The organism is Comamonas humi (assembly GCF_054782535.1).
In genome coordinates this window covers 1-16358 of the sequence record NZ_BAAGSH010000005.1, presented here as the reverse complement: position 1 = coordinate 16358, position 16358 = coordinate 1, and the positions used below count along the sequence as shown (strand labels likewise).

The window sequence follows — 16358 nt, the reverse complement described above, 5'->3', positions numbered from 1 at the left end:
CCCATGAAAATCGCCCGCAAGATCGCGGCGGCGGTGGCCACCGCATGCCTGGCCACCGGCGCACTGGCGCAGACCAAGGCGCTGCGCCTGGGCCACGGCATCGCCGAGGAGCACCCGCTGGGCCAGGGCGCGGTCCAGTTCGCCAAGATCCTCGAGAAGCAATCCGGCGGCAAGCTCTCGATGAAGGTCTACGCCGCCACGCAGCTCGGCTCCGAGGCGCAGATGATCGCCGCCGTGCGCGGCGGCGTGCAGGACCTGGTCATCACCTCCACCGCGCCGGTGGCCACGATGATCAAGGAGTACCTGCTGTTCGACCTGCCCTTTCTGCTGCAGAACGAAAAGGAAGCGGACGCCCTGCTCGACGGCCCGGTGGGCCAGAAGCTGCTCGACATGGCCCAGCCCAAGAACATGGTCGGCCTGTGCTACTGGGAGAACGGCTTCCGCCAGGTGACCAACAGCCGGCACGAGGTCAAGGACATGGCCGGCCTGTCGGGCCTGAAGCTGCGCGTGATGCAGAACCCGGTCTACATCGACGCGTTCAAGACCCTGGGCGCCAACGCGATCCCCATGCCGTTCACCGAGCTGTACACCGCCATGGAAAGCCGCGCGATCGACGCCGAGGAAAACCCGATCGCCATCATCCATTCGAACAAGTTCTACGAAGTCCAGAAATACGTCACGCTCACCAACCACGCCTATGCGCCCTATGTGGTGCTGCTGGCCAAGAGCACCTGGGACAAGCTCGCCGCGCCCGAGCGCGAGGCGCTGCGCACCAGCTGCACCGAGGCGCGCGACTGGCAGCGCCAGCTCAGCCGCCGCATGACGGCCGAGCTGACCGACAAGCTGAAGAAGGAAGGCATGACCGTCACGCCGCTCGCGCCCGCCGAGGTGCAGAAGATGCGCGAGCGCCTCAAGCCCGTCACCGAACGCTACACCGCCGAGATCGGCCCCGAACTCGTGGCCCAGGCCCAGCAGCAGCTGGCCCGCAGCCGCGCCGCCAAGTAAATCCCCCTCTTTCCGATCACCCAGGAGACCGCACCATGAAGATCAAGTCCGTCCGCGCCCGCGTCTTTGAATGGAAGGGCAAGACCGTTCCGCCCCAGGGCAATTTCTGCTCCAACGCCATGGACCTCGTCTACTCGAAGACCGAGACCATGAGCACCTTCCGCTTCCATTCGTGGACCGTGGTCGAGATCGAGACCGACGACGGCATCGTCGGCCTGGGCAACGTGGCGCTGGCGCCCAAGATCGCCAAGGCCATCATCGACGAGTACCTGGCGCCGCTGGTCATCGGCCAGGACCCGTGGGACTACGAATACCTGTGGCAGCGCATGTACCGCAGCACCCATGCCTGGGGCCGCAAGGGCGTGACCATGGCCGCCATCTCGGCGGTGGACCTGGCGATCTGGGACATCCTGGGCAAGAGCGTGAACAAGCCGGTGTTCAAGCTGCTGGGCGGCCGCACCAAGGAAAAGATCCCCTGCTACTACAGCAAGCTCTACCGCACCGACATCCAGGAGATGCAGGACGAGGCGCAGAAATTCCTCGACCAGGGCTTCACCATGTTCAAGTCGCGCTTTGGCTACGGCCCGGCGCACGGCACGCAGGGCGTGAAGGAGAACCTCAAGGCCGTCGAGGCGCTGCGCGAGGTGATCGGCTACGACAACGACCTGATGCTCGAGTGCTACATGGGCTGGAACCTGGAGTACGCCAAGCGCATGCTGCCCAAGCTGGAGAAGTTCCAGCCGCGCTGGGTCGAGGAGCCGGTGATCGCCGACGACATCGACGGCTATGCCGAGCTGAACCAGCTCACCAGCATCCCGATCTCGGGCGGCGAGCACGAGTTTTCACTCTACGGCTTCAAGCAACTGCTCGAGCGCAAGGCCGTCAGCGTGGTGCAGTACGACACCAACCGCGTCGGCGGCATCACCGCGGCGCACAAGATCAACGCGCTGTGCGAGAGCTACAGCGTGCCCGTGGTGCCGCACGCCGGCCAGATGCACAACTACCACCTGACCATGAGCTCCATGGCCTCGCCGATGAGCGAGTACTTCCCGATGTTCGACGTCGAGGTGGGCAACGAGCTGTTCTATTACATCTTCGACGGCGAGCCGGTGGCCGAGAACGGCTTCCTGCAGCTCGACGACAACACCCCCGGTCTGGGCCTGACGCTCAAGACCGAGTTCCTCGACCAGTTCCAGATCACCGAGTAAGGAGCCGCGCCATGCCCGGACTTTCCAACCCACGCTACCGCGGCATCTTCCCGGTCGTGCCCACCACCTTCCACGAGGACGGCACGCTGGACCTGGCCAGCCAGAAGCGCTGCCTCGATTTCATGATCGACTCGGGCGTCGACGGCCTGTGCATCCTGGCCAACTTCTCCGAGCAATTCCTGGTCTCGGACGAAGAGCGCGAGACGCTCACGCGCACCGCGCTGGAGCACGTGGCCGGCCGCGTGCCGGTGATCGTGACCACCACGCACACCAGCACCCGCATCTGCGCCGAGCGCAGCCGCCGCGCGCAAGACATGGGCGCGGCCATGGTGATGGTGATGCCGCCCTACCACGGCGCCACCTTCCGCTTCGGCGAGGCGGCCATCCAGTCGTTCTACCAGGGCGTGTCCGACGCGATAGCCATCCCCATCATGATCCAGGATGCGCCGGCGGCCGGCACGCCGCTGTCCATGCCTTTCCTCGCCAGGATGGCGAAGGAGATCGAGCAGGTCAGCTACTTCAAGATGGAAACCGCCGGCGCGGCGAACAAGCTGCGCGAGCTGATCGCGCTGGGCGGCGAGGCCATCGAAGGCCCGTGGGACGGCGAGGAAGCCATCACGCTGCTGGCCGACCTGGAGGCCGGCGCGACCGGCGCCATGACCGGCGGCGGCTTTGCCGATGGCATCCGCCCCATCATCGAGGCGCACCGCGCGGGCGACCATGACAAGGCCTTCGCCGAGTACCAGCGCTGGCTGCCGCTGATCAACCACGAGAACCGCCAGGCCGGCTTCCTCGCCGCCAAGGCGCTGATGAAGGAAGGCGGCGTGATCGCCTGCGACGCGCCGCGCGCGCCCTGGCCGCCCATGCACCCCGAGGTGCGCCGCCAGCTGCTCGACATCGCCCGCCGGCTCGATCCGCTGGTGCTGCGCTGGGGCCGCTGAGAAGTTCAAAAAAGTGAGCTGCTTGCGCTCGATGGAAGCCATTTACCAATGGTTTTCTCATTGAAACCAAACAAGCAAAAGCGCTAGCAGCTCCTTTATCAATAGCAAAAACATAACCAGGAGACAACATGAAACGCCAAGCATTCATCCGGCTGGCGCTGTCGGCGCTGGCGCTGTGCGCCGCCGGCGCGCAGGCCCAGCCCGCCGCCAAGCTCCGCTTTGCCCACGCCGGACCCGAGACCGCATCGCAGCACCTGGCCGCGCTGGAGTTCGCCCGGCTGGTGAAGGAGCGCAGCCAGGGCACGCTGGAGGTGGCGGTCTACCCCGGCAGCCAGCTCGGCAACGACTCCACCGTGCTCGGCGCGGTGCGCGGCGGCACCATCGACATCATGATGGCCGGCAGCGGCAACTTCTCGGGCCTGTCGTCCAAACTCGACGTGCTCGACATCCCCTTCCTGTTCCGCGACCCGGCCCACGCCTACGCCACGGTGGACGGTGACGTGGGCCAGCGCCTGGCCAAGGAGCTGGAGCCGCACAACCTGCAGCAGCTCGCGTTCTGGGAGGTGGGTTTCCGCTCCATCACCACCAAGAACCGCGCGGTCAGCAAACCGGCCGACGTGAAGGGCCTGAAGATCCGCACCACGCCCAACCCCACGCACATCCAGGCCTGGAAGCTGCTGGGCTCCAACCCCATCCCCATGCCGCTGGGCGAGCTGTACCAGGCGCTGGAGTCGGGCGCGGTCGACGCGCAGGAGCACCCGGTGGACATCACCTACGCGGCCAAGTTCTACGAGGTGCAGAAGCACCTGACCCTGAGCCGCCACGCCTTCACCGCCATGCCGGTGGTGATGAACAAGAAGAAGTTCGACGGCCTCAAGCCCGCGCAGCAGCAGGCCCTGCTGTCGGCGGCGCAGGACGCCAAGCTGTTCCAGCGACAGACCAACCAGAAGAACGAGGCCGGCATCATCGCCGACCTGCGCAAGCACGGCATGACCGTGGTCGAGAGCTTCGACCCCGCGCCCTTCCGCGCCATCGTCGGCGAGCCGCTGCGCCAGTCCTTCGTGGCCAAGAACGGCCCCGAGCTGCTGAACGCCGTGGACGCGATCAAGTAAGGAGACCCGCCATGCCCCAACTGTTCGCCAAACTGGCCACCAAGGCCGCTGAATACCTGCTGATCGTCATGCTCGCCGTCATGGTGACGCTGGTGTTCGGCAACGTGGTGCTGCGCTATTTCTTCAACTCCGGCATCGTGTTCTCAGAGGAGGTCTCGCGCTTCATCTTCATGTGGCTCACGCTGATCGGCGCGCTGGTGGTGATGAAGGACAACGCCCACCTGGGCATGTCCAGCCTCATCGACCGCCTGGGCGAGACCGGCCAGCGCATCTGCCGCTTCCTGGCCGACTCCATCACGCTGGTGTGCTGCGTGCTGCTGGCGCACGGCACCTGGGAGCAGGTGGTGATCGGCATGGACAACGCCGCCCCCGTCACCGGCGTGCCGCTGGGCATCGTGTTCCTGAGCCTGCTCATCTGCAGCGTGGGCATGGCCCTGATGCTGCTGCATTCGCTGTGGCGCCAGGTCACTGGCCGCATGCCGGCCGACGAGCTGGTGCCCCAGAGCGTGAGCGCCGGCGAGTGAGGAGGACCGCACCATGACCATTGCCGTCTTCCTCATCGCACTGCTCGGCGCCATGGCGCTGGGCGTTCCGATCGCGTTCTCGCTGCTGGCCTGCGGCGTGGCGCTGATGATCCAGCTGGGCACCTTCGACACCCAGATCCTCGCGCAGAACCTGCTCGAGGGCGTGAACAACTACCCGCTGATGGCCGTGCCCTTCTTCATGCTCGCGGGCGAGCTGATGAACGCCGGCGGCCTGTCGCGGCGCATCGTCACCGTGGCCGAGGCCCTGGTGGGCCATGTGCGCGGCGGCCTGGGCTACGTGGCCATCCTGGCCTGCCTGATCGTGGCCAGCATCTCCGGCTCCGCCGTGGCCGATACGGCGGCGGTGGCGGCGCTCCTGATCCCGATGATGCGCAACTCGGGCTACAACGTGCCGCGCGCCGCGGGCCTGATCGCCTCGGGCGGCATCATCGCGCCCGTGGTGCCGCCGTCGATCCCCATCGTGGTGTTCGGCGTCGCATCGCAGCTGTCCATCACCAAGCTGTTCATGACCGGCATCTTCCCCGGCATCATGATGGCGGTGACGCTGGCCATCACCTGGTGGCTGTGCGCGAAGAAGGAGACGAACATCACGGCCGGGCGCAAGTTCGATGCCCGCGTGTTCGGCCGCGCGCTCGTCGACGGCGTCTGGGCGCTGGTGCTGCCGGGCGTCATCATCGGCGGCATGAAGTTCGGCGTGTTCACGCCGACCGAGGCCGCGGTGGTGGCCGTGGTCTATGCGCTGGTCGTGGGCCTGTTCGTGTACCGCGAACTGAAGCTGCCCGCGATCCCGCGCCTCATGCTGGTGGCGGCCAAGACCTCGAGCACGGTGATGTTCCTCGTCGCCGCGGCCCTGGTGTCGGCCTGGCTCATCACCATCGCCGACATCCCGGCGCAGACCACGGCGCTGCTCGAGCCCTTCATGGGCAACAAGATCCTGTTGATGTTCGTGATCATGCTGCTGGTGATCGTGGTGGGCACCGCGCTCGACCTGATGCCCACGGTGCTGATCCTCACGCCCATCCTGATGCCCGTGGTCAAGCAGGCCGGCATCGACCCGTACTACTTCGGCGTGATGTTCATCATGAACAACGCCATCGGCCTGCTGACCCCGCCCGTGGGCACGGTGCTGAACGTGGTGGCCGGCGTGGCCAAGACCAAGCTGGACGACGTGATCAAGGGCGTGTGGCCCTTCCTGCTGGCGCAGACCATCCTGATGTTCCTGTTCGTGCTGTTCCCGCAGCTCATTACGGTGCCCGCAAGCTGGTTCCGTTGAAGGATTCCCATGTCTCGTGAAACCCTGCTCCTGGTGCAGAAATGCGCCCATACCTTCAGCTTCTACGACGCGGCCAGCGGCCGCGCCGACAAGCACATCGTGGTGCCCAACTTCCCGCACGAGTTCGTGGTCGATCCGGTGCGCCAGCTCGCCTACGTGGGCCACTACGGCATCGAGACCGCCAGCCACCTCGGCGACCCGGGCGGGCACTCGGTGTTCGTGATCGACCTGCAGCGCCGCGAGCACGTCAAGACGCTCGATATGTGGCCCTTCTATCGCCCGCACGGCCTGGCGGTGGATGGCCGGGGGCGCTTGTTCGCGATGTCGGAGGGCCACAACGCGCTGCTGCGCTTTTCCGACCCGCTGGCCCGCCAGGTGCCCGACCTGGCCGTGCCCTCGGGCGGCTACAAGACGCACCTGTTCGCGCTGACGCGCGACGCCGAGACGGCCTATGCGCTGAACCTGCTGTCCAACACCGTCACCAAGATCAAGCCCAACGACCCGACCTTCGCGCCCATGGCCGTCGTGCCCGGCCCGGTGCCCGAGGGCAATGTGCTGTCGGCCGACGAATCGCTGCTCTATGTAGCCAACCGCGGCGACGACACCCTGGTGGCCATCGACACGGCACGCATGGCCGTGGTGGCCTCGGGCAAGACGCGGCGCGATCCCAACCGCGTGTACCGCTACCGGGGCGCGGACGGGCAGGACCGCCTGCTCACCACCAACTCGGGCGAGCAGAGCCTGTCCATCTTCGGCCTGGACCTGGTGGAGCAGCGCTGCGTGGAGCTGCCGGCCAATCCGCTGGCGCTGTCCTTCCACCCCGCGCAGCGCGCCGCCTACATCTCGTTCCAGGACGAGAAGGTGCGCCGCCTGAACCTCGACAGCTTCGCCTTCGAGCAGGAGATCGCCACGCTGCGCGAGCCCGATTCGTCCTATCTGTGGATTCAAGGAGACTGAAAATGAAAAATAGCCCCCACGCTTGCTCACTGCATGTAGCCGCTGCCCCCCAGGGGGGCCGCTTTTCATCTTGGGGCGGCCCGGCGATGAAAAGACAAAAATTCCTCCAGACCCTGGCCGCTGCAGCCGCCGCCCTGCTGCTCGCCCAGCCCGCGCTGGCGCAAACCGTGAAGCTGCGCATGGCGCATTCCGGCGCCGAGAGCGAGACCCAGCACCTCGCGGCGCTGGAGTTCGCCAAGCAGGTCAAGGCCCGCACCAACGGCGCGGTCGAGGTGCAGGTCTACGGCTCGAGCACCCTGGGCAACGACAACACCGTCATCGCCGGCGTGCGCGGTGGCACCATCGACCTGGCGACCTCGGGCACGCCCTACTACACCGGCATGGTCGGCCGCATGAACGTGCTGGACCTGCCCTACATGTTCGACAGCACCGAGCATGCCTACAAGGTGCTCGACGGCGCCATCGGCCGCGGCCTGCTCGACGAGCTGGAAGGCCATGGCATGAAGGGCCTGGCGTACTGGGAGGTGGGCTTTCGCAGCCTGACCAACTCGCGCCGCGCCGTGCGCACGCCCGACGACGTCAAGGGCCTGAAGATCCGCACCACGCCCAACCCGGCCCACATCAAGGCCTTCCAGATCCTGGGTGCCACGCCCACGCCGATGCCGCTGGCCGAGGTGTTCACCGCGCTGGAGAACAAGGCCGTGGACGGCCAGGAGAACCCGGTCAACATCGTGCGCAACAACAAGCTGTACGAGGTGCAGAAGTACATGTCGCTCACGCGCCATGCCTACACCGCCATGCCGGTGGTGATGAACAAGAAGAAGTTCGACGGCCTCAAGCCCGAGCAGCAGAAGGCCCTGGTCGATGCCGCGCTGGCCGCGGGCACCTACCAGCGCGAGCTGATCAAGAAGAGCGAGGCCAGCGACATCGCCTTCCTGCGCGCGCAGGGCATGCAGGTCGAAGAGAACATCAACGCCGAGCCTTTCCGCAAGCTGGTGGCCGAGCCGATCAAGCAGCAGTTCGCCGAGAAGTACGGCATGCAGCTGGTCGATGCCATCCAGCAGGCAAAGTAAAGCGCCATGTTGCCCATCGTTGACGCCCACCACCACCTGTGGAGCTTCGCCCAGGGCCGCTACCCCTGGCTGCAGGACGAGTACGACGCGGACCGGTTCTTCCTGGGCGACTACCGCGCGCTGTGCCAGGATTTCCTGCCCGCGCACTACCGGGCAGCCAGCGAAGGCTGCAACGTCATCGCCACCGTGCACGTCGAGGCCGAACGCGACCGCGGCGAGCAGGTGGCCGAGACCGCCTGGCTGCACGAACAGCACGCGCAGCACGGCTTTCCCAACGCCATAGTGGCCCACGCTTGGCTGGATCGCCCCGAAACTGAGGAACGCCTGCGCGAGCACCTGCGCCACCCGCTGGTGCGCGGCATCCGCAGCAAGCCCGTCACCGCGGCGGCGCCGGGCCAGTCCGTGCAGGGCCAGCCCGGCACCATGCAGGACGAGCGCTGGCTGCGCGGCCTGGCCCTGCTGCCCGGGCTGGGCCTGAGCTGGGACCTGCGCGTGCCCAGCTGGCACCTGGCCGAGGCCGCCGAAGTGGCCGCGATGTTCCCGCAGCTGGCCATCGTGCTGAACCACCACGGCTTCGCCTGGGATCGCAGCCCCGAAGGCCTGCAGCACTGGCGTGCAGGCATGGAGCGGCTGGCGCGCGAGCCCAATGTGCACGTCAAGCTGTCCGAGTTCGGCCTGCGCGGCCAGCCCTGGAACGAAGCCGACAACGCCGCCATCGTGCGCGAGACCCTGGCCATCTTCGGCTGGCAGCGCTGCATGTTCGCCAGCAACTTCCCCGTGGCCGGGCTGCGCATCGGCTACCGCGAGCTGGTGGCCGCGATGCTGCGCATGCTGGCCCACCTGCCGCCCGAGCAGCAGCGCGCCGTGATGGGCGGCAACGCGCTGCGCTTTTACCGCATCACGCCATGAAGAACGACCTGCAGCCTGACCTGCGGACGGCCCGCGAGGAATTCCTGGCCACGCAGGACGATCGCCTGCTGCCCATCGTCGATGCGCACCACCATTTCTGGGACGTGGAGCGCAACCCGCACCCCTGGCTGCGGCAGCGGCCGCTGATCCCCTTCCGCTACGGCGACTACAGCGCCATCTGCCGCAACTTCCTGCCCGAGGACTACGCCAGAAACCAGGGACCGCACCGCGTGCTGCGCCACGTGCTGATGGAGGGCGAATGGGACCCGCGCGACCCCACCGGCGAGGCACGCTGGGTGCAGGAGCTGGCCGCGAAAACCGGCAAGCCCCATGCGTTGGCCGCGCAGGCCTGGCTGGACCGCGACGTGTGGGACGAGCAGCTGGCCGCCTATGCCCGGCTGCCGCTGGTGCGCAGCGTGCGCCACAAGCCGCGCAGCCTGCCGCGCGCCGAGCACCATGCCGGCTATGCGGAGCCCGGCTCGATGCGCTGCCCGCGCTGGCGCGGCGGCTATGCGCGGCTGGAATCGGCCGGGCTGATGTTCGAGCTGCAGGCGCCCTGGTGGCATTTCGGCGAGGCCGCCGAGCTGGCACGGGACTTTCCGCACACCACCATCGTCGTCAACCACACCGGCCTGCCCAGCGAACGGGACGACGCCTCGCTGGCCGCCTGGCGCGCCGCGCTGCAAGTGCTGGCGCATGAGTCCAACGTGTTCCTCAAGATCTCGGGCCTGGGCGTGGCGGGCCAGCGCTGGACGCCCGCTCTGCAGTCGCCGATCGTGAATGACGCGATCCGCATCTTCGGCTGGCAGCGCTGCCTATTCGCCAGCAACCACCCGGTCGATGCGCTGGTGGCCAGCCTGGGTGACATCTTCGCGGGCTTCAAGCAGATCACTGCCGACCTGCCCGCGCCTCAGCGCCTGGCCTTGTTCTGCGACAACGCCACCGCTCTGTACCACTTGCAATGAAGGAGACACCGATGAAAAAGACATGGAAACTGGCCTTGCTGGCCGCCACCCTGGCCGCGAGCGCGCTGGCCGGCGCCCAGGAGATCAAGGCCCGCTTCGGCACCAGCCTGCCCGACAGCCATCCGCAGACCCTGGGCGCGCGCAAGTTCGCCGAGCTGGTGGGCACCAAGACCGCGGGGCGCATCAAGGTGGCGGTGTATTCCGCGGGCCAGCTCGGCAGCGACCTGCAGATGCAGGCCGCGCTGCAGGGCGGCACGCAGGAGTTCACCGCGCCGTCCACCGCCACGCTGGCGGGACTGGTCAAGGAGTTCGGCGTGATCGGCCTGCCGTTCTCGTTCGCCAACGAGAAAGAGGCCGATGCCGTGCTCGACGGCCCCTTCGGCAAGAAGCTGCTGGCCCGGCTGCCCGAGCGCGGCCTGGTGGGCCTGGCCTTCTGGGAGAACGGCTTTCGCAATGTGACCAACAGCAAGCGCCCCATCGTGCATGCCGAGGACATCGCGGGCCTGAAGATCCGCACCATGCAGAACAACCTCTACATCGACATGTTCGGCGGCCTGGGCGCCAATGCCGTGCCCATGTCGGTGACCGAGCTGTTCACGGCGCTGGAGTCGCGCGCCGTCGATGCCCAGGAGAACCCCTACACCGTGGTCCACGCGCAGAAGTTCTACGACGTGCAGAAATACCTCTCGACCACCGGCCATGCCTACGATGCGCTGGCGCTGATCGTGTCGAAGAAATTCTGGGACAAGCTCTCGGCCAGCGACCAGAAGGCCGTGCAGGACGCCGCGCTCGAAGCCACGGCTTACGAGCGCCAAACCAGCCGCGAACTCAATGCCAGGCTGCGCAAGGAACTGACCCAGCTGGGCATGCAGATCAACGACGTCTCGCCGCAGGAGCGCTCGCGCATGCGCGACAAGCTCCAGCCCGTCATCACCAAGTACACCGCGGGCGCCGGCGAGGAGACCGCCCGCGAGTTCTTCACCGCTATCGACCAGGCCCGCAAACCCTGATTCAACCCTGCACCGCACCGCCATGACATCCAAGCACGACAACCTCATCAACGGCCAGTGGACGGCCGGCAAGAGCTACGCCCCCAACCTCAACCCCAGCAACCTCGCCGATGTGGTCGGCGAATACGCCCAGGGCGATGCCTCCGACGTGGAGGCCGCCGTAGCAGCGGCCACCGCCGCCTTTCCGGCCTGGAGCACCTCGGGCATCCAGGCGCGCAGCGATGCGCTCGACCGGATCGGCAGCGAGATCCTGGCCCGCAAGGAGGAACTCGGCGAGCTGCTGGCGCGCGAGGAAGGCAAGGTGCGCGCGGAAGCGATTGGCGAAGTCGCGCGCGCCGGCCAGATCTTCAAGTTCTTTGCCGGCGAATGCCTGCGCCTGTCTGGCGAAAGCATTCCCTCGGTGCGCCCCGGCATAGCCGTGGAGATCACGCGCGAACCGATTGGCGTGGTGGGCCTGATCACGCCGTGGAATTTCCCCATTGCCATCCCCGCCTGGAAAGTCGCGCCGGCGCTGGCCTTCGGCAACTGCGTGGTCCTGAAGCCCGCCGACCTGGTGCCGGGCTGCGCCTGGGCGCTGGCCGAGATCATCCACCGCAGCGGCATCCCGGCCGGGGTGTTCAACCTGGTGATGGGCCGCGGCCGCGTGATCGGCGAGGCCCTGGTCAATCACCCTGACGTAGTGGCCATCAGCTTCACCGGCTCGGTGGGCGTGGGCCACGGCATTGCCGAGGCCTGCGTCAAAAGCGGCAAAAAGGTGCAGCTGGAGATGGGCGGCAAGAACCCGCAGGTGGTGCTGGACGACGCCGATCTGCCGCAGGCGGTGGAGCTGTCGGCGCAAAGCTGCTTCTACTCCACGGGCCAGCGCTGCACGGCATCGAGCCGGATCATCGTCACCGACAGGATCTATCCGGCCTTTGTCGAGGCACTGAGGGCCCGCGTCGAGGCCATCAAGGTGGGGGCGGCATTGGCCACGGGCACGGACATGGGGCCGGTGGTGAGCCAGGCCCAGCTGGAGCAGGACTTGTCCTATGTCGAGATCGGCCAATCCGAGGGCGGCCGACTGCTGACCGGCGGCGCGCGGGTGGCCTGCCATACGGGCAGCGGCCACGAGGGCTTCTTCATGGCGCCGGCGCTGTTTGCCGACACCACGCCCACGATGCGCATCAACCGCGAAGAGATCTTCGGCCCCGTGGCCAGCGTGATCCGCGTCAAGGACTACGAGGAGGCCCTGCACGTCGCCAACGACACCGAGTTCGGCCTGTCCGCCGGCATCGCCACCACCAGCCTCAAGTACGCCACCCACTTCAAGCGCCACAGCCAGGCCGGCATGGTGATGGTGAACCTGCCCACCGCCGGCGTGGATTACCACGTGCCTTTCGGCGGGCGCAAGGGCAGCAGCTACGGCCCGCGCGAACAGGGCCGCTATGCGCAGGAGTTCTACACCACGGTGAAGACGGCCTATACGCTGGCTTGAGCGTTGGCATGGGCGGCGCTGGCCGCCCGGCGGCATCGGGTATCGCCACTGCACGACAATGGCGGGCATGAAGCTATTGCCCGATCTCCGCCTGCCGGTGGCTGCCGACCTGCAGGACCCGCGCCCCCTGATCCTCTACCACGGCCGCCGCTGCCCCGACGGCTATGGCGCCGCGCTGGCCGCGTGGCTGTTCTTTGGCGACAAGGCCGAGTACCGCGGCCTGGACCACGGCGATGTGCAGACCATCGCCGACCTGCCCGACCTGGCAGGCCGCGCCATCTATATCCTCGATTTCGCGTTCGGCCCCGAGATCCTCGCGGCCATCGAAGCCGCCAGCGCCAAGCTGGTGCTGCTGGACCACCACAAGAGCGCGGCCGAGAAGCTGACCGGCTACCGCTGCCACTGCGGCGTGGTGCATTTCGACATGAACAAGTCCGGCGCCCGCCTGGCCTGGGAGTTCTTCCACCCCGAGCAGGCCATTCCGGCGCTGATCCTGCACATCGAGGACCGCGACATCTGGCGCTGGCAGTACCCCGAGAGCGCAGCCTTCCTGGCGGCGCTGGACATGGAGCCGCGCAGCTTCGAGCGCTGGGCCGAGATCGCGGCCTTCTCCGAGCAGCAACTCCAGCAGTTCACCGCGCGCGGCGGCGCCATGGACGAGAAGTACCAGAAGCTCTGCGCCGATATCGCCGAAGGCGCCTCGCCCGTGGTCTTCAACGGCATCGCCGGCCTGATGGTGAACGCCCCCGGCATGTTCCACAGCCAGGTGGGCGACATCCTGTCGCGCCAGAGCGGCACATTCGCGCTGATGTGGTCGGCCAGCGAACAGGGCGTGAAGGTCGGCCTGCGGTCGCGCTCGGAGTTCAACTGCATCCCGCTGGCCGAAAGCATGGGCGGCGGCGGCCACGCGCAGGCCTGCGGCTTCCGCATGGGCATCGCGCGCCTGCCGGAGCTGCTGTCCGGCTCGCTGACCGCCAGCACCGAACCGGCTCCCGCAGCATGACCACGCCCGCCATCGCGTCGCTGTGCCCGCTCTGCGGCGGCGACAACCAGTGCGCGATGGCGCAGGGCCTGCCGCCCGAGCAATGCTGGTGCATGGCGGCCACCATCCCGCCCGAGGCGCTGGCCGCCATCGCGCCGGAGCAACGGGGGCAGCAATGCATCTGCACGGCCTGCGCGCAGCGCTATTTGCACGAAAACAGCCTCAAAGCCTTATCCAACAAGCGCTAATAGCTATATTTTTAATAGCAAACAATCCAACGCGCTAGCGCCTGGCCAGTCACCCTGGCGAAACCACCGGTCTTGCGCCCTCCCCAGTGCAGGCACAATCGAACGCTGCACAGGCCGCCTGCAGCCCGGGCCTGCTCCCATGCACTGAATACCTATGCCGATTCGCCATCTCACCGTGCAGGATTTGCGTGACCGCCACGGCGAGCGCTTTCGCTGGCTGCTGCTGCTGACCTCGATGGTGGGCATGATGGCCGCCATCATCTCGTCCACCATCTTCAACGTGGCCATCCCCGAGATGAGCCACCACTTCAACCTCGGGCAGTCGCGCGCGCAGTGGGTTACCTCGGCGTTCATGATCGCCACCACCGTTGCCATGCTCACCACGCCGTGGCTGCTGTCGCGCTACGGCTACCGCAACACCTATCTGGGCGCGGTCGTCCTGCTGATGGTGGGCGGCATCGGCGGAGGCTTTGCCGGCGACTACAACCTGGTGCTGCTGGCCCGGGTGGCCGAGGGCCTCGCGGCCGGCGTGATCCAGCCCATCCCCGCCATCATCATCCTGCATGCCTTCGAGCCGCACGAGCAGGGGCGCGCCAACGGCATCTTCGGCCTGGGCATCGTGCTCGCGCCGGCCATCGGCCCCAGCGTGGGCGGGCTGCTGATCGACTGGTTCGGCTGGCGCTCGGTGTTCTTCATGGTCGTGCCGCTGTGCATCGCCTCGATCTGGCTGGCCTTCCGCTACGTGCCCGTCACCGCGCCCGGCGGCGCGCAGGCCGACCGCAACGGCCAGTCGCTGGACGGGGTCGGCCTGGCCATCGCCACGGTTGGCACCGTCTGCCTGCTGAACGGCCTGGTGGCGCTGGGCAATGCCTCCATTTATGAGGGGCTGGTGCTCTTGTGTGTGGCCCTGGGCTGCCTGCCCGCCTTCGTGGCCTGGGAGCGGCGGTTGCTCAACCGCGGCACCAGGCCATTGATGGACCTGCGCCTCTTCCAGTGCCGGCCTTTCGCCATGGGCTGCATCGTCGCCTTCATCTACGGCGTCGCGCTGTTCGGCTCCACCTACCTGCTGCCCGTGATGATGCAGCTGGGCCTGTCGTACTCACCCTCCGTGGTGGGCACGGCGCTGCTACCGTCTGGCCTCATCCTGGGCGGCGCCATCGCCATTGCCGGCCGCCTCGCCGACCGCCTGCCCACCCACTGGCTGGTGATCTGGGGCCTGGCCCTGCTGGCCGCATCCTTCGTATGGATCGGGGTGCTGCAGCCCTCGTCGTCGCTGTGGCTGCTGGTGGGGCTGACCATCGTGGGGCGCATCGGCCTGGGCTTTGTGTTGCCTTCACTCACGCTGGGCAGCATGCGCCCGCTGGAAAAAAGCCTGATCTCGCAGGGCTCCAGCACCTTCAGCTTCGTGCGCATGCTGGGCGGCGCCGCCGGCGTCAGCCTGTGCGGCATCGTGCTGGAGTGGCGCATCGGCTACTACGCCGAACTCTCGCCGGTGCCCGGCATCACCACCGTGGAGCGCCTGGCGGGCTTTCGCGATACCTTCTGGATTCTGACCGCCGTCTGCGCGCTGGCGGCGATAGCGGCGTGGCAGCTGCGCACTGTCCGCAACCCCAGCCGTCCAATGCCTAGCGCGTGACACAATGCCGGTATCTTGCAGCGCGATCGGCGCGCGCCCTTGAAAGATTTGCCATGTGCCAATTGCTGGGTATGAATTGCAATACCCCCACGGATATCACCTTCAGCTTCACCGGTTTTGCCCAGCGCGCAGGCAATACCGACCACCACAGCGACGGCTGGGGCATCGCCTTCTTCGAGGAAGGCGGCCTGCGCCATCTGGTGGACCACCGCCCCGCCATGCAGTCGCCGGTGGCAGAGATGGTGCGCAGCTACCCCATCAAAAGCCGCAACGTCATCGCCCACATCCGCAAGGCCACGCAAGGCGAGGTGCTGCTGCAGAACTGCCACCCCTTCGTGCGTGAACTGTGGGGACGCAACTGGGTCTTTGCCCACAACGGCGACCTCAAGGATTTCCGCCCGCCGCTGCACGCCCATTTCCGCCCCATTGGCAACACCGACAGCGAGCATGTCTTCTGCTGGATCATGCAGGAGCTGTGGAAATCCCATGCCAGCACCCCCAGCGTGCAGGAGCTGACCCACACCTTGCGCGACCTGGCGCGCCGCATCAGCCCGCATGGCACTTTCAACTTCCTGCTCTCCAACGGGGATGCGCTATGGGCGCATGCCACCACCCACCTGTGCTACGTGGAGCGAGCCTATCCCTTTGCGCAGGCCCATTTGTGCGATGAAGACCTCAGCGTCGATTTTGCACAAGAGACCTCGCCGTCGGACCGCGTCGCGGTGATCGTGACCACGCCATTGACCCGCAATGAGCAATGGACCTCGTTCCAGTCGGGGGAGCTGATGGTCTTCCAGGACGGTATACGCCTGCATATCTGAGAACGAAACGCCCAAGTTGGGAGCTGACTCAAATAGCCAAGGCCGCTTGACTTCAAGTGGCCTTTTTCTTTGAGTTGCTGATGAGTATGTGGGCGTTTTCCGAGCCACAAAAACACAAAACCCCCCGGCCTTTTGGGCACGGGGGGTGTTGCAGGATAAGAGCCTGACGATGACCTACTTTCACACGGGAATCCGCACT

At 66.9% G+C, this 16358-nt stretch carries 16 protein-coding genes; all 16 read left to right on the top strand.

Annotated elements, in window-relative coordinates:
* Positions 1–3 precede the first annotated feature (3 nt).
* Positions 4–1005: a TRAP transporter substrate-binding protein gene (locus tag ACYVKR_RS04390; protein WP_460479587.1), complete on the top strand. Its 1002-nt coding sequence runs from the start codon at positions 4–6 to the stop codon at positions 1003–1005.
* 35 nt (positions 1006–1040) lie between these two features.
* Positions 1041–2213 carry an L-rhamnonate dehydratase gene (locus tag ACYVKR_RS04385; protein ID WP_460479586.1) on the top strand — a complete coding sequence of 391 codons (1173 nt, stop codon included), beginning with the start codon at positions 1041–1043 and terminating at the stop codon, positions 2211–2213.
* A gap of 11 nt (positions 2214–2224) precedes the next feature.
* Positions 2225–3154 carry a dihydrodipicolinate synthase family protein gene (locus ACYVKR_RS04380; protein ID WP_460479585.1) on the top strand — a complete coding sequence of 310 codons (930 nt, stop codon included), beginning with the start codon at positions 2225–2227 and terminating at the stop codon, positions 3152–3154.
* A gap of 128 nt (positions 3155–3282) precedes the next feature.
* Positions 3283–4266, top strand: coding sequence for a TRAP transporter substrate-binding protein (locus ACYVKR_RS04375; protein ID WP_460479584.1), 984 nt, complete (start codon positions 3283–3285; stop codon positions 4264–4266).
* Between the two features lie 11 nt (positions 4267–4277).
* Positions 4278–4790, top strand: coding sequence for a TRAP transporter small permease (locus ACYVKR_RS04370; protein WP_460479583.1), 513 nt, complete (start codon positions 4278–4280; stop codon positions 4788–4790).
* A 13-nt stretch (positions 4791–4803) separates the two neighbouring features.
* Positions 4804–6084 (top strand): transporter permease, encoded by a 1281-nt coding sequence (locus ACYVKR_RS04365; protein ID WP_460479582.1) that lies wholly within the window; start codon positions 4804–4806, stop codon positions 6082–6084.
* A 9-nt stretch (positions 6085–6093) separates the two neighbouring features.
* Positions 6094–7041 carry a YncE family protein gene (locus ACYVKR_RS04360; protein WP_460479581.1) on the top strand — a complete coding sequence of 316 codons (948 nt, stop codon included), beginning with the start codon at positions 6094–6096 and terminating at the stop codon, positions 7039–7041.
* Between the two features lie 86 nt (positions 7042–7127).
* The gene (locus ACYVKR_RS04355) at positions 7128–8114 is read left to right on the top strand and encodes a TRAP transporter substrate-binding protein (RefSeq protein WP_460479580.1); all 987 of its coding nucleotides are present in this window, start codon (positions 7128–7130) and stop codon (positions 8112–8114) included.
* Between the two features lie 6 nt (positions 8115–8120).
* Entirely contained in the window at positions 8121–9023 is a 903-nt protein-coding gene (locus ACYVKR_RS04350) for an amidohydrolase family protein (RefSeq protein WP_460479579.1), read from the top strand.
* Positions 9020–9988 (top strand): amidohydrolase family protein, encoded by a 969-nt coding sequence (locus tag ACYVKR_RS04345; RefSeq protein WP_460479578.1) that lies wholly within the window; start codon positions 9020–9022, stop codon positions 9986–9988. Before ACYVKR_RS04350 ends, ACYVKR_RS04345 begins: the two co-directional genes overlap by 4 nt.
* Positions 9989–9999: 11 nt before the next feature.
* Positions 10000–10998: a TRAP transporter substrate-binding protein gene (locus tag ACYVKR_RS04340; protein ID WP_460479577.1), complete on the top strand. Its 999-nt coding sequence runs from the start codon at positions 10000–10002 to the stop codon at positions 10996–10998.
* Positions 10999–11020: 22 nt separating this feature from the next.
* Entirely contained in the window at positions 11021–12472 is a 1452-nt protein-coding gene (locus ACYVKR_RS04335) for an aldehyde dehydrogenase family protein (protein WP_460479576.1), read from the top strand.
* 67 nt (positions 12473–12539) lie between these two features.
* Complete coding sequence (locus ACYVKR_RS04330; protein WP_460479575.1) at positions 12540–13475, top strand: DHH family phosphoesterase; 936 nt, start codon at positions 12540–12542, stop codon at positions 13473–13475.
* A complete protein-coding gene (locus ACYVKR_RS04325; protein WP_460479574.1) occupies positions 13472–13702 on the top strand; it encodes a cysteine-rich CWC family protein in 231 nt (76 codons plus the stop codon). Before ACYVKR_RS04330 ends, ACYVKR_RS04325 begins: the two co-directional genes overlap by 4 nt.
* 154 nt (positions 13703–13856) lie before the next feature.
* Entirely contained in the window at positions 13857–15338 is a 1482-nt protein-coding gene (locus tag ACYVKR_RS04320) for an MFS transporter (RefSeq protein ID WP_460479573.1), read from the top strand.
* Between the two features lie 53 nt (positions 15339–15391).
* Entirely contained in the window at positions 15392–16159 is a 768-nt protein-coding gene (locus ACYVKR_RS04315) for a class II glutamine amidotransferase (RefSeq protein ID WP_460479572.1), read from the top strand.
* Positions 16160–16358 lie beyond the last annotated feature (199 nt).

Excerpts from the sequence above, each read along its gene's own strand:
- ACYVKR_RS04390 (WP_460479587.1), top strand. The coding sequence starts at position 4 with ATGAAAATCGCCCGCAAGATCGCGGCGGCGGTGGCCACCGCATGCCTG.
- ACYVKR_RS04385 (WP_460479586.1), top strand. The coding sequence starts at position 1,041 with ATGAAGATCAAGTCCGTCCGCGCCCGCGTCTTTGAATGGAAGGGCAAG.
- ACYVKR_RS04380 (WP_460479585.1), top strand. The coding sequence starts at position 2,225 with ATGCCCGGACTTTCCAACCCACGCTACCGCGGCATCTTCCCGGTCGTG.
- ACYVKR_RS04375 (WP_460479584.1), top strand. The coding sequence starts at position 3,283 with ATGAAACGCCAAGCATTCATCCGGCTGGCGCTGTCGGCGCTGGCGCTG.
- ACYVKR_RS04370 (WP_460479583.1), top strand. The coding sequence starts at position 4,278 with ATGCCCCAACTGTTCGCCAAACTGGCCACCAAGGCCGCTGAATACCTG.
- ACYVKR_RS04365 (WP_460479582.1), top strand. The coding sequence starts at position 4,804 with ATGACCATTGCCGTCTTCCTCATCGCACTGCTCGGCGCCATGGCGCTG.
- ACYVKR_RS04360 (WP_460479581.1), top strand. The coding sequence starts at position 6,094 with ATGTCTCGTGAAACCCTGCTCCTGGTGCAGAAATGCGCCCATACCTTC.
- ACYVKR_RS04355 (WP_460479580.1), top strand. The coding sequence starts at position 7,128 with ATGAAAAGACAAAAATTCCTCCAGACCCTGGCCGCTGCAGCCGCCGCC.
- ACYVKR_RS04350 (WP_460479579.1), top strand. The coding sequence starts at position 8,121 with ATGTTGCCCATCGTTGACGCCCACCACCACCTGTGGAGCTTCGCCCAG.
- ACYVKR_RS04345 (WP_460479578.1), top strand. The coding sequence starts at position 9,020 with ATGAAGAACGACCTGCAGCCTGACCTGCGGACGGCCCGCGAGGAATTC.
- ACYVKR_RS04340 (WP_460479577.1), top strand. The coding sequence starts at position 10,000 with ATGAAAAAGACATGGAAACTGGCCTTGCTGGCCGCCACCCTGGCCGCG.
- ACYVKR_RS04335 (WP_460479576.1), top strand. The coding sequence starts at position 11,021 with ATGACATCCAAGCACGACAACCTCATCAACGGCCAGTGGACGGCCGGC.
- ACYVKR_RS04330 (WP_460479575.1), top strand. The coding sequence starts at position 12,540 with ATGAAGCTATTGCCCGATCTCCGCCTGCCGGTGGCTGCCGACCTGCAG.
- ACYVKR_RS04325 (WP_460479574.1), top strand. The coding sequence starts at position 13,472 with ATGACCACGCCCGCCATCGCGTCGCTGTGCCCGCTCTGCGGCGGCGAC.
- ACYVKR_RS04320 (WP_460479573.1), top strand. The coding sequence starts at position 13,857 with ATGCCGATTCGCCATCTCACCGTGCAGGATTTGCGTGACCGCCACGGC.
- ACYVKR_RS04315 (WP_460479572.1), top strand. The coding sequence starts at position 15,392 with ATGTGCCAATTGCTGGGTATGAATTGCAATACCCCCACGGATATCACC.